The sequence below is a fragment of the Burkholderia sp. 22313 genome, assembly GCF_052045245.1.
Taxonomy (GTDB): domain Bacteria; phylum Pseudomonadota; class Gammaproteobacteria; order Burkholderiales; family Burkholderiaceae; genus Burkholderia.
In genome coordinates this window covers 1-19,770 of record NZ_JBQEON010000027.1, presented here as the reverse complement: position 1 = coordinate 19,770, position 19,770 = coordinate 1, and the positions used below count along the sequence as shown (strand labels likewise).

General features: G+C 64.2%; 19 protein-coding genes. 11 read left to right on the top strand and 8 right to left on the bottom strand.

Going from position 1 to position 19,770, the window contains the following annotated elements; genetic code table 11:
- The first annotated feature begins 3 nt into the window (after positions 1–3).
- From ACTJKF_RS21485 to ACTJKF_RS21470, 4 genes are all read left to right on the top strand, one after another.
- Positions 4–408, top strand: coding sequence for a hypothetical protein (locus ACTJKF_RS21485; RefSeq protein ID WP_440625886.1), 405 nt, complete (start codon positions 4–6; stop codon positions 406–408).
- A 6-nt stretch (positions 409–414) separates the two neighbouring features.
- On the top strand, positions 415–627 hold the full coding sequence (locus tag ACTJKF_RS21480; RefSeq protein ID WP_440625884.1) for a hypothetical protein: 213 nt from the start codon (positions 415–417) through the stop codon (positions 625–627).
- 313 nt (positions 628–940) lie between these two features.
- Complete coding sequence (locus tag ACTJKF_RS21475) at positions 941–2,683, top strand: ShlB/FhaC/HecB family hemolysin secretion/activation protein (RefSeq protein WP_440625882.1); 1,743 nt, start codon at positions 941–943, stop codon at positions 2,681–2,683.
- A gap of 218 nt (positions 2,684–2,901) precedes the next feature.
- Entirely contained in the window at positions 2,902–4,161 is a 1,260-nt protein-coding gene (locus tag ACTJKF_RS21470) for an IS256 family transposase (RefSeq protein ID WP_440625230.1), read from the top strand.
- 362 nt (positions 4,162–4,523) lie between these two features.
- Here the strand turns inward: ACTJKF_RS21470 and ACTJKF_RS21465 are convergent, their stop codons facing one another.
- From ACTJKF_RS21465 to ACTJKF_RS21455, 3 genes are read right to left on the bottom strand one after another with little or no spacing between them, the layout of a single operon-like run.
- Positions 4,524–5,207, bottom strand: a complete 684-nt coding sequence (locus ACTJKF_RS21465) for a Fe2+-dependent dioxygenase (protein WP_440625880.1) — start codon at positions 5,205–5,207, stop codon at positions 4,524–4,526.
- The gene (locus ACTJKF_RS21460; RefSeq protein WP_440625878.1) at positions 5,204–5,959 is read right to left on the bottom strand and encodes a tetratricopeptide repeat protein; all 756 of its coding nucleotides are present in this window, start codon (positions 5,957–5,959) and stop codon (positions 5,204–5,206) included. Before ACTJKF_RS21460 ends, ACTJKF_RS21465 begins: the two co-directional genes overlap by 4 nt.
- Before the next feature lie 3 nt (positions 5,960–5,962).
- Positions 5,963–8,206: a TonB-dependent receptor gene (locus tag ACTJKF_RS21455; RefSeq protein ID WP_440625876.1), complete on the bottom strand. Its 2,244-nt coding sequence runs from the start codon at positions 8,204–8,206 to the stop codon at positions 5,963–5,965.
- Between the two features lie 321 nt (positions 8,207–8,527).
- Between ACTJKF_RS21455 and ACTJKF_RS21450 the strand changes: the two genes are divergently transcribed.
- Positions 8,528–8,767 (top strand): FitA-like ribbon-helix-helix domain-containing protein, encoded by a 240-nt coding sequence (locus ACTJKF_RS21450; protein ID WP_440625875.1) that lies wholly within the window; start codon positions 8,528–8,530, stop codon positions 8,765–8,767.
- Positions 8,764–9,183, top strand: a complete 420-nt coding sequence (locus ACTJKF_RS21445) for a type II toxin-antitoxin system VapC family toxin (protein WP_440625873.1) — start codon at positions 8,764–8,766, stop codon at positions 9,181–9,183. The genes ACTJKF_RS21450 and ACTJKF_RS21445 overlap by 4 nt, the downstream gene beginning before the upstream one ends.
- A 140-nt stretch (positions 9,184–9,323) precedes the next feature.
- Here ACTJKF_RS21445 and ACTJKF_RS21440 read toward each other — a convergent pair whose 3' ends face one another.
- A complete protein-coding gene (locus tag ACTJKF_RS21440) occupies positions 9,324–10,619 on the bottom strand; it encodes an aspartate carbamoyltransferase (protein ID WP_440625871.1) in 1,296 nt (431 codons plus the stop codon).
- 233 nt (positions 10,620–10,852) lie between these two features.
- Here ACTJKF_RS21440 and ACTJKF_RS21435 point away from each other — a divergent pair, with 233 nt between their 5' ends.
- Entirely contained in the window at positions 10,853–10,987 is a 135-nt protein-coding gene (locus ACTJKF_RS21435; RefSeq protein ID WP_057928824.1) for an entericidin A/B family lipoprotein, read from the top strand.
- 100 nt (positions 10,988–11,087) lie between these two features.
- On the opposite strand, the gene ACTJKF_RS21430 is transcribed toward ACTJKF_RS21435, so the two are convergent.
- From ACTJKF_RS21430 to ACTJKF_RS21420, 3 genes are all read right to left on the bottom strand, one after another.
- Positions 11,088–11,636 carry a permease gene (locus ACTJKF_RS21430; protein WP_440625869.1) on the bottom strand — a complete coding sequence of 183 codons (549 nt, stop codon included), beginning with the start codon at positions 11,634–11,636 and terminating at the stop codon, positions 11,088–11,090.
- Between the two features lie 361 nt (positions 11,637–11,997).
- The gene (locus ACTJKF_RS21425) at positions 11,998–12,957 is read right to left on the bottom strand and encodes a DMT family transporter (protein WP_440625868.1); all 960 of its coding nucleotides are present in this window, start codon (positions 12,955–12,957) and stop codon (positions 11,998–12,000) included.
- A gap of 208 nt (positions 12,958–13,165) precedes the next feature.
- The gene (locus ACTJKF_RS21420) at positions 13,166–13,960 is read right to left on the bottom strand and encodes an AraC family transcriptional regulator (RefSeq protein ID WP_440625866.1); all 795 of its coding nucleotides are present in this window, start codon (positions 13,958–13,960) and stop codon (positions 13,166–13,168) included.
- Between the two features lie 119 nt (positions 13,961–14,079).
- Here ACTJKF_RS21420 and ACTJKF_RS21415 point away from each other — a divergent pair, with 119 nt between their 5' ends.
- Positions 14,080–14,964: a molybdenum cofactor biosynthesis F family protein gene (locus tag ACTJKF_RS21415; RefSeq protein WP_440625864.1), complete on the top strand. Its 885-nt coding sequence runs from the start codon at positions 14,080–14,082 to the stop codon at positions 14,962–14,964.
- The gene (locus ACTJKF_RS21410; protein WP_440625863.1) at positions 14,961–15,770 is read left to right on the top strand and encodes an SDR family oxidoreductase; all 810 of its coding nucleotides are present in this window, start codon (positions 14,961–14,963) and stop codon (positions 15,768–15,770) included. The genes ACTJKF_RS21415 and ACTJKF_RS21410 overlap by 4 nt, the downstream gene beginning before the upstream one ends.
- A gap of 81 nt (positions 15,771–15,851) precedes the next feature.
- Here ACTJKF_RS21410 and ACTJKF_RS21405 read toward each other — a convergent pair whose 3' ends face one another.
- Entirely contained in the window at positions 15,852–16,529 is a 678-nt protein-coding gene (locus ACTJKF_RS21405; protein ID WP_440625861.1) for a dihydrodipicolinate reductase, read from the bottom strand.
- A gap of 743 nt (positions 16,530–17,272) precedes the next feature.
- Here ACTJKF_RS21405 and ACTJKF_RS21400 point away from each other — a divergent pair.
- Complete coding sequence (locus tag ACTJKF_RS21400) at positions 17,273–18,874, top strand: tetratricopeptide repeat protein (RefSeq protein WP_440625860.1); 1,602 nt, start codon at positions 17,273–17,275, stop codon at positions 18,872–18,874.
- Positions 18,875–18,891: 17 nt separating this feature from the next.
- On the top strand, positions 18,892–19,770 hold an 879-nt coding region (locus ACTJKF_RS21395; RefSeq protein ID WP_440625859.1), incomplete at its 3' end, for an ESPR-type extended signal peptide-containing protein.

The window sequence follows — 19,770 nt, the reverse complement described above, 5'->3', positions numbered from 1 at the left end:
TTGATGAGCGCAGGTGGAAATATGGATCAAAAATCGACTGTTGCTAAGAATCTATTTTCATCGCCGAACTATGATGAGAATTCTTTTTCTGGCTTATTGCATGAGCAGAGTATTTTGGATTGGGGGCAATATTGGCTTTTAGAGTGGGCGCTGTATAGGCTTGCCTCGGAAGGGGCGGATATTGAAGATATGTATTTGGGAGTTTTTCAAATTTTCAGTAACGTACTGAATGCGATATGTTCGCATCTCGATCCAGAGGATTTATTTAAAATAAAGAATCTCAATCGAGATGAGATCTATGAATTTCGCGAGCGAATTCGTATGGTGTTCGAGGGTTTTTTTGCCAGACAGATGCCAGATCAATCTATGTGTTTTGATGAAATAAATCCATTTCTTGCGGGAAGGTAAGGGGGTATGGAACTGAATCGAATCAAGGCCTTGTTGCGGGAATTGGCGCTGTCACACGGTTTGACGGATGCTGATCTGCGTGCGTACAACGAAGAAGCCGACGATCTGGAGTGGTATATCAATTTGAAGAGGGATCAAGAGGAATTGTTCGGGAAAGAAATGCGCCGCGTTCGGGATTCTCTCGATCTGTATGAGTCAGCTTTGAATAGGGGGGGGTAAGTTGACGGCGAAAGCAGGATTAATCCATGCCGAAATCGCTCTTCAGGGCCTGTCGGGTTTCTTCGATGGGTTAATGCATGACGTAAAAAAGACTTATGGTGATCCTCGCTTCGGTTGGCCCAAATTTCCAAATGATGACTGGAAGATTCCTGCTGAATATGGATTTAATGAGTAATGCCGAAAAATTGCGCCGTGTGATGGTGCGGTCGACGTGAAAATGACTGCTGCACGTATTAATCGAACGGAACAAAAGGCTGTGATTTGTAGTCTGCGAGTAGCGGTTCGAACGGTTCTAATTAAAAGAGCGAATTAGATGAAGAAGAAAATCCGGGGCGTAAATCTCGCGGCTGCTTCGTTATTGCTCGCGTCGACGGGCGTTGCAGCACAGACGCCGCCGAACGCGGTGATTCCCGGCAACGATCAGCAAACGCGTCAGCAGGAAGAAGCACGCGAGCGCGAACGAACCGTTTCCGCGCCGGGAGTTCGATCGAGCGTGGCAGTAAGTGCAGGCTATCCGGCGCTTCCCGTCGAAACGCCGTGTTTCCGCATCGACCACTTCACGCTCGATGTTCCTGATTCGCTGCCGGACATGGTGAAATCGCAAGGCGCATCCGCGTTGCCGTTGGATCGCTTTGCCTTCGCGCGTGAATGGCTCGAACACTACACCGGCCAGTGTGTTGGCAAGCAGGGGCTTGATGTGCTCGTTAAAGGGCTGTCGCAGAACCTTTTATCACGCGGCTACATCACGACTCGCGTGCTGTTGCCGGAGCAGGATCTATCCTCCGGTACGCTGAAAGTCGCCCTGATTCCCGGCGTGATTCGGCACGTACGCTTCGTCGATGAAAAACTGCGCGGCACGTGGAAAACTGCGTTCCCGACTCGCGACGGCGAATTGCTGAACCTGCGCGACCTTGAGCAAGGTCTAGAGCAAATGAAGCGGGTTACGAGCCAAGACATATCGATGCAAATCGTTCCGGCTGACGTGCCGGGCGAAAGCGATGTCGTGCTCGACGTGAAACGCGGCAAGCCGTGGACCGTTGTTGCATCGATCGACAATTCGGGTACGCGCTCGACCGGCAAGCTGCAAGGCAATCTGTCGATCGGCATCGACAATCCGCTCGGCTTGAACGACATCTTCAACGTCGGAGTGAGCCAAGACCTTGAGTTTGGCGACCATCGGCTCGGCTCGCACGGCTGGAACGGCTTCTACTCGGTTCCGTGGGGCTACTGGACCGCAACGTTATCGGCGTACACCAACACGTACTATCAGCAAATCGCGGGCGTTAATCAGACGTTCGTTGCGAGCGGGAATTCCAAGACCGTCGATTTCAAACTGGCCCGTGTGCTCACACGCAGCCAGAACGACGTATTCGGCGGCTATGTCCGGCTGTCACGGCGCTTCGGTCAAAGCTTCATCGAAGATACTGAAATTCCGCAGCAGCGTCGCAACAACACGTTCATCGAACTCGGTCTGACGGATCGTCACTATTTCGGTGGTGCGCAGTTCGACGGGACGCTCGCATACCGACAGGGCATCGGTACGTTCGGCGCGCAGGATGACATTCTGGCAGCGGAAGGCGGGCCGACGTACCGCTACAAAATGGCCGTGCTCGATGCGAACCTGTCGGTGCCATTTGCAATCGCGCAGCAGCCGTTCCGCTACGTTGCAACCGTCCACGGCCAGTTCACCGGCAACACGCTGTACTACATCGATGACATGACCATCGGAAGCCGCTACACCGTGCGAGGCTTCGACGGCGAAACGATGCTCGCGGCGGCGCGTGGTTTCTACTGGCGCAACGAATTGCAGATGCCGATCGGTCAGACGGGCCAAGCGATTTATGCGGGACTGGACTATGGCCGTGTATGGGGACCGCAACCGGTGCCGCTGGTTGGTACCCAACTCGCAGGTGCTGTGATCGGCGTGAAGGGTAGTGTAGCAACGCGCTTCGGCGGCTATGGCTACGATCTATTCGCGGGTACCCCTGTATACAAGCCTTCCGGATTTCCGACTGCGCGCGTGACGGTCGGGTTTCAGGTGACGGCTCAGTTTTGATGTGCCAGTTGTCGAATAAAAACGAAGGGAATTGGACAGTGAAATCGATCGCAACAACACTTGGATTAAGCATGTTTGTCATGTTGACGGGTTGCGCACTTCCCGCTGCTGGTCGAGCAGCTTTTCTCGTTCGAGCCTTCGGTTGAGGGCTACGTCACGTCCGAGCCTATCCGAACCTTTGTGTGTGAGGCATAAACTGATGGCCAAGGAGCCACTTTATGCCACGCAAACGCAAGGAAGAAGTGACGATTGAGCCGGGCAAGGGCTTGAACCTGGACCCGGAACTCATCAAGCAACTGGTGCCCGGAACGCTGGATCGGGCAACGATCAACGAGCAGCTCGCGGCGCTCAAGAAGGCGATCTTCGAACGCGCGCTGGGCGGCGAACTGACCCACCACCTTGGCTACGAGAAGGGTGAAGCCAAACCGGGCGGCCGCACGAACCATCGCAACGGCACCAGCCGCAAACGCGTTGCAACCGACGACGACTTGCTCGACGTCGAGATTCCGCGCGACCGCGAAGGCACCTTCGATCCGGTGTTGATCGCCAAGGGCGAGCGACGCTTCACCGGCTTCGACGACAAGATCATCGCGATGTACGCCCGCGGCATGAGCGTGCGGGAGATTCAGGGCTTCCTGCTGGAGATGTACGGCATCGAGGTATCGCCGGACTTCATCAGCACCGTCACTGACGCGGTGATCGACGAAGTGCGTGAATGGCAGCAGCGGCCGCTCGAGCCGATGTACCCGGTCGTGTTCTTCGATGCCTTGCGAGTCAAGATCCGCGACGAAGGCGTGGTGCGCAATAAGGCGATCTACCTGGCACTGGGCGTGCGCCGCGACGGCACACGTGACGTGCTGGGCCTTTGGATCGAACAGACCGAAGGCGCCAAGTTCTGGCTGCGGGTGGTGAACGACCTGAAGCTGCGCGGCGTGCAGGACATTCTGATCGCCGTGGTCGACGGCCTGAAGGGCTTCCCGGAAGCGATCAACACGGTGTTCCCGGACACGACGGTGCAGACCTGCATCGTGCATCTGATCCGGAACTCGCTGGACTTCGCCAGCTGGAAAGACCGGAAATCGGTCGCAGCCGCGCTCAAGGAGATCTATCGGGCACCGTCGGCCGAAGCGGCCGCCGTGGCGCTGGATGCGTTCGATACGAGCCCGTGGGGTAGGAAATACCCACCGATTGCCGCCCTCTGGCGCCGGGCCTGGGATCAGGTGATTCCGTTCTACGCCTTCGCGCCTGACATCCGGAAAGTTGTATATACGACCAACGCGATCGAGTCGTTGCACATGCAGCTTCGGAAGATCATCAAGGCGCGGGGCCACTTCCCATCGGACGAGGCCGCGCTCAAACTGATCTGGCTGGCGCTGCGCAACGTCGTGGTCAAGTGGACCGGTTCCCGGCACGATTGGAAGAGCGCCATGACACAGTTCGCGCTGCTTTACCCGGAACGATTCAACATTGGAGTCTGAATCTCAACCCGCCTCACACACGAAATTCCGGATACCTCCTCACGTCCGGAGCTTCGAATCTGACGTTGCTCCTCCCAAGCAGCAATCGCAGAGGAGAAGGGCATCGCGGGCCATTCTCCAAGTTGCTTCATCTTCCCGTCGAGCGGCGATTTGTAGCGATAGACCCAAGTTCTGCGCTTGGCTCCCGCACTCATACGCAAACCGGCGAAGCCGTCGATCGGCTCGTCGGTGCCCTGAGCCATGCGACGGATTTTGTTCGCATCAAACTTCATTTACACCCCCAAATTACCTACGCCAAAACCTACGCCTTGGCCTTCGGTTGGGGTGATCCTTCCGCCTCTGTGACTGATTCCTGCATCCCGTCACGCATCCGCCCATTTCCTCAACAGGTTGTGATAAATCCCCGTCAGCGAAATTACCATTGGATCCTTCGCGCCTTTTTCCGCGGACAGCGCCTGGATCTGCGTATCGAGCTGGAACAGCAGCGTGCGGTCGCCGTCGTCGCGCACCATGCTCTGGATCCAGAAGAACGACGCGACGCGTTCGCCGCGCGTCACGGGCGTTACCCGATGCAGGCTCGACGCCGGATACAGCACGAGATCGCCGGCCGGCAGCTTCGCGCGATGCACGCCGTACGTATCTTCCACGCACAGCTCGCCGCCGTCGTATGCGTCCGGTTCCGCGAGAAACAGCGTCGCCGACAGATCGCTGCGCACGCGAAAATCCGTGCCGCGCAGCAGCCGGATCGCGTTGTCGACATGCGTGCCGAACGTCTCGCCGCCTTCGTAGCGATTGAACAGCGGCGGAAACACCTTCAGCGGCAGCGCGGCCGAGAAGAACAGCGCGTGTTGCGCCAGCGCATCCTGGATCGCATCGCCGACCGCGCGCGCGACCGGCGAACCTTCCGGCATCTGTCGATTGCGCTTGGCCAGCGCCGACTGCGCGCCGGACGTCGCGTTGCCGTCGACCCAGTCGGCGCTATCGAGCAACTCGCGACATTGCGCGACCTGCGCCTGGGTCAGCACACCGGGGATATGAAGCATCATGATTCGGATTCCGTGCCGTGAGACGGCAAGTGCAGCGCCGCCGCGCGCAACGCAGCGATCGGCGATGCGGCAAGATACGCGCGCATTTTCGCGACGAACGCGGGGGTGGCCGTGGCCGGCACGCGCGCGAGCCAGACGCGTGCTTCGTCGACGCGCCCGCGCTCCGCGAGCAGCCGCGCGTAGTTGAACTGGCCGCGAAAATCACCGGCCTCGGCGGCGCGGCGATAGTGGTCGAACGCGGCGTCGGGATCGACGGCGACGACCCAGCCGTCCTCGTGGAAACCGCCGATCAGGTTGATCGATTTCGCATGGCCGAGCGCGGCCGCGCGGCGAAACCAGTCGAGTGCGGCGGCGCGATCCTCGTCGATGCCGTCGCCGAGCGCGAGCGCCGTCGCGTAGTTGTACATGCCCCAGTCGAGCCCGGCCTGCGCGGCGAGCCGGTACCAGTACACCGCCACCGGCGCGCACGCGGCCGTCCCCCAGCCGAACTCGTAGCAGCGGCCGAGCATGTTCATCGCCATCGCATGGCCGGCCCGCGCCGCATGCCGGAACCAGCCGAACGCGGCAGCGGGATCGCGCGCGACGCCATGCCCGTCGAGCAGGTACTGGCCATACACGGCCTGCGCGTCGACGATCCCGTGCTCGGCCGCCGCCGCGACCCACGCGGCGGCCCGCTCGGGCGGCCCGGCCAGGATGTCGGCGAACGCGCGCGGCGACACCGACGCGAGCGCCTTCAGCGATACGGCTTCCATCGATCAGTAGCGCGCGTTCAGCGTGACGAACGCCGAGCGGCCCGGCGCGATCGACGCGTAGTGCGCCGGATACGCCTGATCGAAATACGTGCGGTTGAACAGGTTGTTCACGTTCAGCTGCAGGTCGAGCTTCTTGTTGATCCGGTATTGCGCCATCGCGTCGAAGCGCCAGTACGACGGCACCGCACGCAGGTTCGCGGGATCGCCGAACACTTCCGACATGTAGAACGCGCCGCCGCCGACGGTGAACTTCGGCGTCACGTCGTAGTTCGACCACATCGTCAGGCTGTGCTTCGGCGTGTTCGGGAAGCGGTGGCCATCGTTCGAGGCGTCCTTGCCGTTGTCGCGCAGTTCGCTCTTCATGTACGTATAGCCGCCGAACACCTGCCACTGCTTGGTGATCTGCCCGGCGACGCCGAGCTCGAGGCCTTGCACGCGCTTGTTGCCGACCATCGCGTACTGGTTGTTCGGCAGCGTCACGCGCGCATTCGTCGTGTCGATCTGGAACAGCGCGGCGGTCAGCGACAGCTTGTCGTTCAGCACGTTCCACTTCGTGCCGAGCTCGATGCTGCGGTTTTTCTCGGGGGCCATCTGGTCGGCGTTCGGGCCGACGCCGCCGCGGCCCGGCGTGAGCGACTGCGTTTCGCTGCCTTCGCCGAGCAGCATGCCGGCCGGCGTCGACGACGTCGCGTACGACGCGTAAAGGCTGCCGTTCCGCGCGGGCTTGAACACGAGGCCGGCTTGCCAGTTGAACAGCGTGTCGTCACGCGTATAGGTCTTGCCGCCGTTTGCCCGGGTGTCGGTGAAGCGGGTCGAGTAGTCGTCGACGCGCACGCCGGCGTTCACCTGCCAGCGCGGCGTGAGTTCGATCGTGTCGAAGCCGTAGATCGATTTCGTCGTGGTGCGCGCATGCGCATGGTCGTTGTTGCGTGTGACCGAGCCGACCCACGGGTCGCTCGGGTTCGGCGACCACAGGCTCGTGCAGTTGTAGCCCGACGGCGCGCCGATGCCTTGCTTGCAGATCGTGCCCTTGTCGGTGGCGACCGTATACGAATCGCGTTTGCCCCATTCGCGCGACAGTTCGATGCCGGTCGTGAAGCTGTGCTTGAACGGGCCGGTGCGGAATTCGCCGAACAGTTCGGTCAGGTTCGCGAGGCTGTTGATCGAGCTGTTGCGGTTGTTGTTGCGGCGCCAGACCTTGCCATTGATCACGTTGCCCTGGCTGTCGTCGGGCTGGGTCCAGATGTAGTCCTGCGTCGATTCCGTGTAGCGCGTCGTGTTGCGCACCGTCAGTCCCGGCGTGATGTCGTGCTCGATCCTGATCGTGCTGATGTCCGACGTGGTCTTGCGGAAGTCGCGGTCGATCAGGCCGTAGAAGTTGTGGCGATCGACGGGCGCCGGATAGATCGTGTCGACGTTCGCGGGCTTGTTCGACGTCGTGTAGAAATACGGAATGCCGCCGTCGGGCATGTCGTCGGTCGACAGGTGGTAGTAGCTCGCGGTCACGCGCGTGGGCGTGCCGAGGCCGAACGCGATCGACGGCGCGACGCCCCAGCGCTCGTTGTTGACGACGTCGCGGCCGGCGACGTCGTTGTTGTGGCTCATCAGGTTCAGGCGGAACGCGGCGTGATCGGCGAACTGCCAGTTGCCGTCGGCGGTGAAGCGGCGATAGCGGTCGGTGCCGAGGCCCGCGCTCGCGGCGGCCGTCGTGCCGAGGTGCGGCGCCTTGGTGATCAGGTTGATGCTGCCGCCCGCGCCGCCGCGGCCGCCGTATGCGCCGTCGGAGCCCTTGGTGACTTCGACGCGCTCGGTGTTGAAGATCTCGCGCGTGGTCGCGCCGGTATCGCGCATCCCGTCGACGAACATGCTGCCTTGCGTGTCGTAGCCGCGGAGGAACGGCCGATCGCCGAGCGGGTTGCCGCCTTCGCCGGCGCCGAACGTGATGCCGGGCACGGTGCGCAGCGCTTCGGTCAGCGTCGCCGCGCCGCTGTTCCGGATCAGCTCCTGCGGGATCACGGTGACCGACTTCGGCGTGTCGACGAGCGGCGCGGTGAATTTCACGGAGGCGGAAAAGTCGGCCTTGTAGCTGTGCTCGGTCTTGCCCTGGACCTCGATCGTCGCGAGATGGCCTTCGGGGCTGACCGGGGCGGGCGGCGGCGCGCCGTCGGCGAACGCGGGGCTCGCCGCGAGCACGCTGCACAGGGTGGTGAATTTGCCGAGCTTCGACTCTTCAGGACGGGACTTCATGATGCGCTTCGACCTCGCTGTGTGGCCCCGGAACGCCGCGCTGCGAAAACGTGCACGCCGCCAGGGATTATTACGATTTGGTTTCAGTCGGCATTCTATGTAATTTTCAATTGAATGAGAAGCGTTCTCGTTTGTGTTTTCGGGGAGAGTGTTGACGAATGTTACGGAGGCCGTACACGGGCTTGCGGGGCGGGAAGATTGGCTAAATGGCCGAGTGGGAGAGGCGTGGCAGGCCGCTTACAGTGGTCGAATCTTCACTCGGATAAATGACATCAAGGTGCTAATATGACTGCATTGCAAGCAAATGTAGTGAGGCGCATCATGCCCGTGATCACGGTTCGAAATCTGCCCGACGAAGTGCATCGCGCGCTTCGAATCCGGGCTGCGCAACATGGCCGCAGTACCGAGGCCGAGGTGCGCGACATTCTCGAGCAGGCCGTTCGGCCCGGTGGCCGGCCGAGGCTCGGAACGCTGTTGGCCGAAATCGGGCGGGAGGCGGACGGCGTCGATTTGCACGTCCGGCGCGACACCTCGCCAACCGATCCGATGAGCTTCGAATGATCCTGGTCGACACCAACGTGATTTCCGAGCCGCTGCGACGTGAGCCCAGCGCGGCCGTGATCGAATGGCTCGACGCGCAGAACGTCGAGACGCTGTTTCTTGCCGCGATCAGTCTGGCGGAGATGCGATTCGGCGTGGCGGCATTGCCGGAGGGGCGCCGGCGGGACTGGCTCGAGCAAAGCATCGAGCAGCGCGTCGTGCCGTTGTTTCGCGGCCGGATCCTGCCGTTCGACGATGCGGCCAGCAAAGCGTATGCGAGCCTTCGCGCGAAGGCGCGTGGCGCGGGCAACGCGATGGCGTCTGCCGATGGCTTCATCGCTGCAACCGCCGCGGCGAACGGCCTGATCGTGGCCACGCGCGACGTCGCGCCGTTCGAGGCAGCGGGCCTGCGCGTGATCGACCCCTGGGCCGGCTGACGCCGGGTTGGCCGCCGTCGCGTTACCGGCGCCGAAAATGACAACGCGCCGTGCAAGGCGGCGCGTTGGATGCGTGACGTCTGCGCGCGGCCCTTGAACGGAAGCAATTTCGCGTTCAGCCGCGCAACACCGGATGCGGGTCAGTCGATCCCGTGAAACACCGCGTCCTCCGGCCCGAGGTAGGCCGGCGGGCGCCACGTCGCGTCGCGCATCGAATGCTGGACGAGATTCTCGACGCCGAGCAGCACCGCGAAGATCGCCATCCGCACCGGAATGCCGTTGTCCGTCTGCCGGAAGATCGCGAGGCGCGGATCGCGGTTCAGGTCGACCGACAGGTCGTTCGCGCCGGGCCGGCTGTCGCGCGGCAGCGGGTGCATGATCAGCGTGTCGGATTTGCAGACGGAATCGACGAGCGCCTGGTTGATCTGGAAATCCGGCGTGTAGCCTTCGAACGACTCGTCGGTGAAGCGCTCCTTCTGGATCCGCGTCGCATACACGACATCCGCGCCGCGCAGGCCGGCCGCAAGGTCGTTCGTCTGCTCGATCACATGGCCGTTCGTCGCGATCTGGTCGATGATGTACGCCGGCATTTCGAGCGTCGGCGGCGACACGAGCGTGAACTTCAGCCCGCGATACAGCGCCAGCAGCTTGACGAGCGAGTGCACGGTGCGGCCGTATTTCAGGTCGCCGACGAGTGCGATATGCGCGCCGTCGACGATCTTGCCGAGCCGCGAGAACTCGCGCTGGATCGTATAGAGATCGAGCAATGCCTGGCTCGGGTGTTCGCCCGGGCCGTCGCCGCCGTTGATCACCGGCAGGTTGGTCGCGCGCGCGAATTCGGCCACCGAGCCTTTCTCCGGGTGGCGGATCACGAGCGCGTCGACATAGCCGGCCATCACGCGGCTCGTGTCGTAGATCGATTCGCCCTTGGCCATCGACGAGAACGTGAAGCCGGTCGTGTCGCACACCGAGCCGCCGAGCCGGCAGAAGGCCGCGCCGAACGACACGCGCGTGCGCGTGCTGGCCTCGAAGAACAGATTGCCGAGCACGGCGCCTTCGAGCACGCGCGAGATCTTGTGGCGACGGGCGATCGGCTGCATCACGTCGGCGACGCGGAACAGCGCCTCGACCGAGTCCCGCGAGAACTGGTCCACCGAGATCAGCTGCGGCTTGCCTTCGAACAGGAACTGCTTCGCGAGCCCTTGTTTGTCTACGCTTTGCGTATAGTCCCCGCCATCCGGTGCCGAGCGCTCGACGATTTCCGACACAAAGCGCTCGACAATCTCGGGCATCCCGCGCGATTCCTGCGAATCGTCGGGCAGCAACCACGTATCGAGCGCACGACGGCTGACGCCAATGCGGCTCGCGAACGCTTCGCGGGTCATGTTGAGGCGGCGCATCGCGTCGCGCAGGAAGGCTTGCTGGGGAACGGTCATCGGCGGCACCTGATGAAAAATATACGCGGTGCGTATATTAGTTCCCGGATGGGCGAAGTCAAGGAAAATCTGTGGGGCCGGCTCGTGTGCCTGCGGAACACCGGCTCCGTCGATACTGGCGCGCGCCGGCCGGCTCCGTATAATCAGGTCAGGCCCCGTGCCCTGCGCGCCGCAGGGCGCCACGCCGCATCCGATTCGCCCGGTCGGGCTTGTTGACTCGAAGGAGAATGAGAATGACGCGTACGATTGCTGCAGTGCTGCTGGTGGTGACCGCCGCGCTCGCCGGTTGCAATACCGTTGCAGGCATGGGGCAGGATATTTCGAAGGGGGGGCAGGCGATCAGCGACTCGGCTGAAAAGGCCAAGTAAGCCGCCGGCATTCCGGAATGCAGAAGGCGCCGGGCCGTCCCGCGATCGCGGGGCGGCCCGGCGCCTTTTTTTGTCGTGCGCGGCGTGGGCGCAGGCGGTGTCAGGCGCTTTCCACGAATGCGTAGCGGCCGTCGACCTTGCGCGGCGTGAACCAGCCGAAGTCGGGGAACATCCGGTTGCGGACGAACCACACGTAGACCACCAGGATGACCGTCACTGCGAGGCTCGGCAGCGCGGACGACGGATCGCGCCCGAGATCGCCGATGGTCTTCGGCAGTTGCAACAGCGACAGGGCGATGAACGCGTGATACGCGCCGACGCGATGGGTCGCGAAGCCCCAGATGAACAGCAGCGACAGCGGCACGGCCAGTGCGAGGAACAGGAGCGCCGCGCCCGTGCCGTGTCCGCCCACCAGGAAGAGACCGGCGAGCGCAAGGCTGATCAACAGCTGCGCGATGCCGAGCCCGATCAGGATCCAGGTATGCACCTTGTTCTTCCTGCACAGCGCGGGATCGGCGCGCGACGCGATCAGGCGCGCGAGCACGTGATCCTTCAGGCCTTGTCCGGCCAGCTCGGCCAGCACGTCGGCTTTCCTCGCGCCCGCGGACAGAAGTGCCGCGATCCTTGTTTTGGCTTCCTTCTTGTTCATGACGATGCGAATTATTGTTCGGTGGTTGTCAAATGGCCTGGCCACGCGAATATTGCATCTTGTGTGACGGTGCGCAACGGGTTTGCCACGCGCGGACACATTCCTACAGTCTCACGCCGTCGTCGCGGATGTCGGGCCGCGGCGGACGATCGTTTGACGAGTTTGACGGTGGCGTGGCGCGGGCATCGGGACGGCTGGTGTACGCGATGCGTGTCGGCGAACGTGACGGCGCGGCGGCCCGGTGGTGGTGGTGGTGCCCGGTAGCGTGATACCGCACACGGCATCTCACGGCGCGGCTGGAGCAGACGCGATACCGGTAGCGAAGCCGAATGGCGTGCGCACGGTGCGCATCCGAGGTGGATCATTCGGCAGGAGTCGGCGTGGACGCCGCCGGACTGGCTGCCAACCCGGACCGTGCCGCGGTGTCGCGTGCCGGCGCTTCGCGCCGCCGTGTCGCGCCCAGCAGCATCCCCGCGACGACGAGCGCGATGCCGAGCAGCCGCGTGCCGCCGAGCGTTTCGCCGAACAGCGCGACCGCGAACAGCACGGCCGACACCGGCGCGACCGCCGTGAACAAGGCGGCCTCGGTGCCGCTCGTGCGTGCCGACCCCGCATACCAGCAGAGGTAGCCGAGCACGGTTGGCACGAGTGCGTAGTATGCGATCGCCGACACGGCGCCGACGGTCCAGCCGGTCGCCACCGCGTGCCATTCGAACGCGGCCGGCACCAGCGCGAGCACGAAGCCGAGGCCCGACATCGCCGTCGACAGCGCGAGCGGCGGCAACGGCGTCGACAGCCGCCGGTTCAGCAGGATGAACACGGCTTCGCAGGCGACGGCCGCCAGCACCAGCGCGTCGCCGGCGAGCGTGCGGAGCGATGGCATCGCGTGGCCGGGCGCGAACGTGACGAACAGCACGCCGGCGGTGGCAAGCGCGGCCGCACTCCAGTCGCGCGGCGTCTGCCGCTCGCGTAGCACGACCGCCGCGATCAGCGTCGACATCGCCGGCAGCGTGCCGAGCATCACGCCCGCATCGATCGGCGACGACAGCTTCGTGCCGCTGATCAGCAACACCGTATAGCCGACTCCGCCCGCCGCCGCCTGGACGACCAGCAGCACGGCGTCGCGCGCGCAGAGGCGCGGCCATCGCAGCCGCTGCGCACGCATCAGCGCGAACAGCAGCGGTGTCGCGATCAGGAAGCGCAGCGCGGTGGCCGCGAACGGCGGCAGGCCGCCGGCCGCGAAGCGGCTCGCGATGACGGTGCTGCCGACGCCCGCCATCGCGGCGGCAAGATAGAGATAGCCGATCAGTCGTGTCTTCATGCGCCGCATCATCGCGTGCGGCGGTGCGGGCGTCTTGAACGAAATTGCAGCGGCGGCGGAGTATGGAGCGGGGCGCGTGACCGGGCGCTGCGGCCGGCGCTTTCGACCGGCGGGTTGTGCGGGCGGAGGTATCGAGTCGTCGTCACCGCGGACGACAACGGCTCCGATCGTCGCGCCGCCGGTGTCGGTGCGAGGACCGTGACGTCCGTCAGCCTGCCTGCGTGAATCGTCCCGGCGTGATACCGAACTGGCGTGCGAACGCGCGTGTCAGGTGGCTCTGGTCGGCGAAGCCGGCTTCGGCCGCGGCATCCGCGATCGACAGGCCGCTCGCGAGCAGTGCACGCGCGAGCCGCGTGCGCGACTGCAGCAGATACGCGTGCGGCGTGATGCCGAGTTCGCGGGCGAATCCGCGCAGCAGCTGGAAGCGGCTCACGCCGCTCAGGCCGGCGAGTTCGGCCAGCGAAACGGGGGCGGCGGGTGTCGCATCGAGCCGCTCGCGGGCGACGCGGATCGCCGGCGCGACGCCGGCGGCCGGCAGTACGCGGTTCGCATGTCGCGCCAGCAACCCGGCGACCAGCATCACGAGCGCCTCGTCCCGGGCGAGCGGTAGCGCGTCTCCCGCCACGATGCGTGCATGCAATCGGCCGACCGCGGTGGCGAGCCGCGCGTCGCGCACGGCCGGATGCGCGAGCTCGACACCGCCGAGGCCTTCTTCCGCCGCGACACGCGCGACCAGCGCGGGTGCGAGGTACAGCATCCGCCAGCGTCGGCCGGTGTCCGCGTCGATCGGCATGCCGTCGTGCATTTCGCCGGGATTGACCATGATCGCGTCGCCGGCCAGCGCGTCGACCTGCCCGCGGCCGCTCCAGGACCGATGCGCGCCGCTGACGATCACGCCGATCCCGAATTCGTCGTGCGCATGCCGCGGAAACGCGCGATCGGACTCGAGGCTGATCGCCTCGATTCCTTCGTCGGTGCGTCGGTAATGGGTGACACGGTGCATGGGCGCTCCTCGCGCCGGCAGCGGCGCGGATCACGTGCACTTTAGCGCGTTCCGGCGCCGCGCGCCCTTCATCCTTTTGGCGGATACCGCGCGGCGCGCGCAGCCCGCACCATGAGCACATGAGCAGCGTACACGGCCCGCCGGGCCTGAAGCTGCGCGGGAGACGGCAGGTGGAACGACAGGATCCGGTATTCATTCAGGTGGGCGCACTCGCGGACGGCTTCGCGCCGGACGCGAACCTCCTCGCGCCCGTGAACGCGCTCGCCGGGCGCTCGCTGGCGCTCGGCGACGCATCAGGCGCGTGGCGCGTCTATACGTTCGAGGCCGGCGCGCTGCAATGGCGCGACGCGACGACCGACACCGGCGGCCGCGCGCCGTGCCGCGTCACGCGGCTGCGCGCCGACCTGTATTTCGTCGACTACATCGACCCGGCCGCGCGTGCGACGTCGGTCAGCCTCGTGATCGACGTCGGCAACGGCCTGTGGACGTCCGTGGCCGGCACGCTGCCGACCGAAGCCGACACGCATATCGACGCGTTCACGCGCGTCGCGCGCGGGCTGCCGCTGACGGGTGTCGACGCGGCGTTCCGGCACGGCACGCTCGGCGGCCATGCGCAGGCGGGCCCGCTGCACGGGCCCACGCGCGAACTGATCGGCAAGCGCACGATGTATCGCTACAGCCCGACCGAATGCTACGAGCACATCTACCTGAACGAGAACTTCTACGCATGGCAGTGCCTGCAGGGCGTCGAAGGCGGGCTGGCCGACGTGGATCGCTGCCATTACTTCAGGATTGCGGAACAACTGTATCTGTTCGTCTGGCGCGAGAAGGTGGTGCCGACCCTCGGCGTCGTGCTGATCGACCTCGCGCAACGCAAGACGGACGGCAAGATCTTCGGTTATCAGGGCGGCGATTTCGGCGCGCTGTCGAACTTCCCGATCGGCGCCCATGCGCAGGTGCTGAACGAAACCGCGCATCCGCTCGGCGGCGAGGCGCAGCGATGACCGCGGTACTCGGCAGCGGCCGGTTGCGTGCGGATTTCAGCGAACGCGTCGTGCTCGTCACGGGCGCCGCGCAGGGAATCGGTGCGGCGATCGCGCGCCGTTTCGCGGAATCCGACGCGTTCGTCGCGCTCGCCGATCTCGACGGCGATGCGGCTGCGGCCCAGGCCGACGCACTCGCCAGCGCGGGCGGCGATGCACGCGCGTATCGCGTCGATGCCGCGCGACGCGATGAACTTGGCGCGCTCGTCGCGGCGGTCGAGCGCGACGGCGGCCGGCTCGACGTCGTCGTTCACAACGCCGCATATTTCCCGCTCACCCCGTTCGCGCGGATCGACGAGCCGACGCTCGAACGCACGCTGTCGGTCAACCTGTCGGCGTTGTTCTGGCTCGCGCAGGCCGCGCTGCCGGCATTCGAGCGCGCTGGAGCCGGGCGGCTGCTCGTCACGTCGTCGGTCACCGGGCCGCGCGTCGCGTATCCAGGGCTCGCGCATTACGCGGCATCGAAGGCCGGCGTGAACGGCTTTATCCGCGCGGCGGCGCTTGAACTCGCGCGCCGCAACGTAACGGTCAATGGGGTCGAGCCGGGGATGATCCGCACGTCGGCAGCCGGCAATCTCGGCGATGCGTCGGTCGCCGCGCAGATCGCGCGCGACATTCCGCTCGCGCGGATGGGGGAACCGGAGGACATCGCGAACGCGATGCTGTTTCTCGCGTCGGGCGATGCGGCGTACATCACCGGGCAGACGATCGTCGTCGACGGCGGCGCGACGTTGCCGGAGAGCGGGGCCGTGCTGGGCGACGGCTGAGGGGCGCGTCGACGATTGCGCAGACGCGGCCGTCGAGTGCGCCGGTTGGCGTGTCGACAACCGGCCCGCGCACCGTCGCACCTACAGCCAGCCGCTGTGAATGAACTCGACGATCGAGTACCGGCGCGGCTCGAGTTCATGCTGCCGGACGGCCTCGACGATGCGCGACACGCCGTCCGCGTAGGGCGACGCACCGTACACGCGCGATTCGAACTGCAGGCTGCACGCGCCATCCTCGATGCGGATCCGGTGGAACGCGTGGCGGCCGAGCTGCTCGTCGGGAATCTGCAATGCGTCGCGCTGCTCGTCGGGGTTGCGCACGGAGCGGATGTCCTGCGCCGCCACGCCGAGCGACTGACCGATGCCGACCGCGGTGCCGGGCACGGAGGTCTTGCTGGCCTGGTGCGACTCGATCACGCTGATGCGGCAGTCGCGAAACAGATGGCCGCTGGTTTCCAGCATGCTCATGAACTTGAGCATCAGGATGTTCGTGTTCGGACACAGCACGACGGGGAAGTCGTGCGTTCCGGTTTCGACGTCGGAGCCGGTGGACAGCTCGATGAGCGGCGATCCGGTCGCCCGGCAGAACGCGATCGCGGCGGGCAACTCGCGGCCGGATCCGGCGTGCACGACAACTGAACGGGCGTCGAGACGTGCAGGGTCCGACCACGCCATCATGCGGCAGGTTGCCGGGTCGAGCCGGTGCGAGCGGAGCAGTTCGGTTGCCAGCTTGCCGGTGCCAACGACGAGTACTTGCATAGGATAGACGGGTTGAGGTTCGGGTTTCGATACGGAAGCGGCACGGGCCGTTCAATGACCCGATGCGCTCACGACGCATCGCGCACCGCGCGGCGTGCCGTGATCGCGCATTATGCCCGGCTGGCCGCGTGCGCGTGCGGTCGTGCCGCGCCGGCGCATCAACTTGCCGAGGTGGCTGGCATCCACGCGTTCGTCGTGTTCTTCGCCGCGAACTGCTTCGCGATCGAGCGTGCCAGACGGTCGGCATCCGACGCCACCCATGCCCGAAAGGGACGCCTGCCCCAAGCGATCGTGTGCCCGGCCACGCGTTGCACGATTGAAACAATTCTCGATAAATCACAGCCAAGAGAAGCGCGGGAATCGCACGTTTGCCATCGACGCAAAGCTGTATCGTTCGCGCGTTTCCTTGCCGCGTGCGGGACTTGGCGAATCGGCATGGCTTCCTGGCGTTTCAGAACTGAAACAACGCCGGGGTCTTGACGTTGCATCACATCACCTATTGATCGTGCAGCCCCTTGGTCATTGAGATGCCGAGTGCTGGTCCGCTCCTTGCTCTCGTGTCTCGCACACATCCAAGCCGCACGGCCGTATCGTCCAGTGCAGGCGACGAACAAACAGCATGAAGATCGGGGAAATCATGTCCAAGTGCGCTACGGGCGCCTTATGGCGGCCTACACGTATCACCGCTCCGTATATGTCGATTGAGCCGCGCCCACGCGCGCGATGAGAGCTCGATAAACGACATGTTCGGGGTGAGCATGAAAAACAGAAAAGTCTTGTATTTGCCACCTGCGCGGCCGGCATACAGCGGCGACGTATTGCCGCTTCCTCCAGGTTCGACAGGGGACGTCGAGGCTGGCTTGCCAGCGGGCGTCGGTGCGCTTTTGCGGCGGGCGTTGCAACTTCTGAATGCCGGGCACTTCGAGCAAAGTGTCGCGTGTGCGAGGCAGGCCATCTCCATCGATCAGGGCTGCGGTTTTCTGCGTCTGCTCCTGGGCGTGGCATTGGCCCAAGGTGGCCGACGACGCGAGGCGCTCGAGGCGTTCACCTGGGCTGCCGCGCTCGCGCCGCATGATCCGCAGATTCGCTACAACCTGGCCGTTGCCTTGCACGAATCCGGGCAGCAAGAGCTCGCGATGGTCGAGTATCGCGCCTGCCTGGAAAGAGATCCGGATTGTGCCAATGCGTTATGGAATTACGGTGAGCTTCTCCGGCTCCGGGAACATTTCGACAAGGCGCTCGAGTGTTTTGACCGGCTGGCTGACCTCGAGTGCAGATTGCGCGACAAAGCGGCACACCGGATGGCCGTCTGCTGCGCATATCTGGGACTGGATGAGCGTGCCGCGGCCCTTTTCGAGACGCAAATTGCCGCAGACGACGATCCGGTTACGCATTGGGAGTACGCGCATTTTCTGCTTGGCAGGGGGCGGTTCACGGACGCCTGGCCACATCATGCGAGGCGTTTCGATGCGGGACGGAAGATCAACCTCACGGGCATGGGCTTTCCGTATCCCGCATGGAGCGGCCAGTTCGAGGCGGGTTCTACGTTGATCGTTTCCGGCGAGCAGGGCGCCGGTGACGAGATCCTGTTTGCCGCGTTTCTGCCGTTGCTGTTGCAGCGGGCACGGTCGGCCGGTATGCACGTGGTGGTGGTGTGCCGGCCCGCGCTGGTGCGGCTGTTCCGCGAGAGTTTCCCGTCGGCATCGGTATTGGGGGGAATGGTCACGCAAGACCCGGATCTTGGCGCCATCGATAAACAATCCTTACGAATTTGGCGAATCTCGATCGGCGATTTGCCTTTGTGGCTGGAAAAACCTGAGCCGGCCGCTTATTTGACGCCCGCGCCGGAAGATCGGAGCGCTGCGCGGCAGTTGGTCGCGCAGTCGCGATCGGGCGATGGTTGCCGGCATATCGGCGTCGTATGGTCGGCCAATCCGGTGTCGAGCGCGTCGAATCGGCTTGCGCGCAGTGTGCCGTCCGAGCTGTTGAACACGCATCTGAAAGACATCGGTTGCGTGCGCTTCTATTCACTGATGCCTGCGGAACATCGCGCAGATCTGGCCGGCCTGCCTGATTTGCCGGTTATCGACCTTTCTCACTTTTTGACCGACTTCAGCCGGACTGCAGCGGCGATGCAGTGTCTGGATGAAATCGTGTCGGTGTGTACGTCGAGCGCCAATCTCGCGGGCGCGCTCGGACTGAAGACGCATGTGCTGTTGCAAAAACATGCCGATTGGCGATGGTGTGGGGATACCGCCTGGTATCCCGATGTCGTGACATACAGGCAAGAAGCGCGCGCGGACTGGGGAACCTGTCTGCAAGCGCTCTCCGCGAACTGGCGCTGACAAGAACTGGGGGGAACATGAACAAGATCTACAAGTGCATTTTCAGCAGAAGGCTGAACCAGCTGATTGTGGTTGCGGAAAGCGCGACGGGACAGGGGAAGTCAGGAGGGCGGTCACGTGCGGTACGGAGAGTGCGGGCCATGGCCGCTGCCGCGCTGGCAGCCGGCACGTGCATGTCTCTTCCGCAGCTGGGATGGGCGGATGGCGTTTGCTATAACAAAGGCCCTAACAGCGACACTTGTGGAAATACTTCGGCGACGTACACGGGCGGCGGGACCAACAACACGTTCTACGGATATGTGAGCGGCACTGGCTTGTCCGGCAATTCGAACACGGGTAACGGGGCCTTTTCGAGCTACAACGTGACGGGGGACTTGAATACGGGGAGTGGGGCTTATTCGAGTTACAGCGTCACGGGAAGCAACAACACGGGAAGCGGAGCCAATTCCAGCTATGCCGTTACGGGCAGCAACAACACGGCAGTCGGTGCGAGCGCTGGTCAGTACGTGAACGGTAGCGGGAACGTGGCGTTGGGCGCATCTGCCGGATCGGGAGTCAGCGGCAGCCCGCTCAATATCGCCAACACCACGGCGATCGGCTACAGCGCGACGGCCACGGGGGCAAACTCCGTGGCGCTGGGCTCCAGCAGTACCGACGGGGGCGCGGCCAACGTAGTGAGCGTGGGCAACAGCTCGCTGCAGCGCAAGATCATCAATGTGTCGAGCGGGAACGTTGCGTCCGGCTCGACGGATGCGGTGAACGGCGGGCAGCTTTTTTCGCTTTCGACCAGCTTGAACACGACGAACAGCAACGTGACGAGCCTGTCGACTTCGGCAGCGGCGGGGATCAGCACGGCACAAAGCGGCGTGGGCTCGCTGTCGACGGGATTGAGCACG